We start from the raw sequence: 1,582 nt of genomic DNA on the forward strand, positions 1-1,582 counted from the left end.
CCCTCACCAAACAGAATGAAAACAAAAGTGATCGACCTACAGACGATTTCCTGTCATAATAAAAGTGACAGGAGTGGCTTTGTAGGTCGATCACTTATTGAGGTTCTGCTCCAAGTAACTTTGAGGGACAAACTAGATCATTCTACTTATTTGCACCAATCATTAGGTCATAGAACCTGCGTATAAAAATAAATTGTTTCTATAAGTAGAATAGCCTCTTCTGGACATTTTTTCAAGGAGGAATGGTGAAAATGGAAGATGTATTTCGGTCTTGTTGTGCTGGATTAGACATTCATCAAAAAGTCATTGTTGCTTGTGTTCTTCGCTCTGTTGAAGGGAAAAAACGCCCAGATAAAGCCTTTGGCAGCTTTGAAACAACGACTCGCGGTCTTTTTGAACTCTCTGATTGGTTGACTTCTTATGAAGTCACGCATATTAGTATGGAAAGTACAGGTGTCTATTGGAAATGTGTCTGGCGTATTTTACAAAATCAGTTTGAGTTACAGTTGGCGAATCCTCGTCATATCAAAAATATTCCAGGAAAAAAAACGGATATGAAAGATGCCGAATGGATTGCTCGGTTGACTCGATTAGGGGTCGTTCCTACTAGTTTTGTGCCGCCAGAACCCATTCAAGAATTGAGAGACTTAACCCGTTATCGCAAACATTTAGTTGAAGACCTGAATCGAGAAAAAAATCGTGGGCATATGGTTTTACAACATGCTGGAATCAAATTGACCTCAGTAATGAAAGATATCTATGGGAAATCTGGCAGAGCCTTACTTTATGTGTTAATTGAAAATAAGCCTATTACAGAAGCACTCGTTTTCGAGAGTGTTTATACAACGTTACGCAGAAAGGTTCCCCAATTGCTGGAATCCTTAGAAGGATTCATGACACCTCATTATCGTAAAATGTTAGCTCTTCATCTCACTCAAATTGAGTGTTTAGAAAAACAAATTCAGGAAGTCGAAGAAACCATCAACGACTATCTTGCCCCCTATGAAGAATATGTGGAACGATTAGAGGAAATACCGGGAATCAATCGAAGAACTGCCGCAGTTGTTCTGGCAGAAATTGGGATAGATATGTCTGTTTTCCCTACTTCTGGGCATTTAGCTTCGTGGGCGGGAGCAAGTCCAGGAAATAATCAAAGTGCCGGAAAAACACGAAGTAAACGGGTAGGAAAAGGAAATTCCTATCTAAAGAAAGTGTTAGCACAAGGGGCCTTGGCCGTTTCCCAAGGGAAAGCAAACCGGATTCAGGCATTTTTCTTTCGGATAAGAAGAAATGCCGGTCACAAAAAAGCCGTTGTTGCGACGGTTCATTTATTACTACGTGTTATTTATCGGATGTTTTCCGATCAGTCCCGCTATAAAGAACTTGGAGGAAGTTATTTACAAAATAGAAAGAACACTTTAACAACTATCTGTTAAAGTGCTCTAGACCAAATTTGGCAAACCATGGTACTATGTCAAGATAAAGGACAACTTAAATCGAGAGAGTCAGGTATTGTGCTTAGCTATTTCTAAATTCATGTTGAAATGATCCAAAAACTGAGCGAATCAAGAATGTTGGTGTT

Annotated in this window: 1 protein-coding gene; it reads left to right on the forward strand. The window is 39.4% G+C overall.

Annotated features, from left to right (window positions below):
* The first annotated feature begins 251 nt into the window (after positions 1-251).
* A complete protein-coding gene (locus AC5KOD_RS02640; protein ID WP_496912990.1) occupies positions 252-1,436 on the forward strand; it encodes an IS110 family RNA-guided transposase in 1,185 nt (394 codons plus the stop codon).
* Positions 1,437-1,582: the final 146 nt, after the last annotated feature.

It is taken from the genome of Vagococcus sp. WN80Y, assembly GCF_059621045.1.

Excerpts from the sequence above, each read along its gene's own strand:
- AC5KOD_RS02640 (WP_496912990.1), top strand. The coding sequence starts at position 252 with ATGGAAGATGTATTTCGGTCTTGTTGTGCTGGATTAGACATTCATCAA.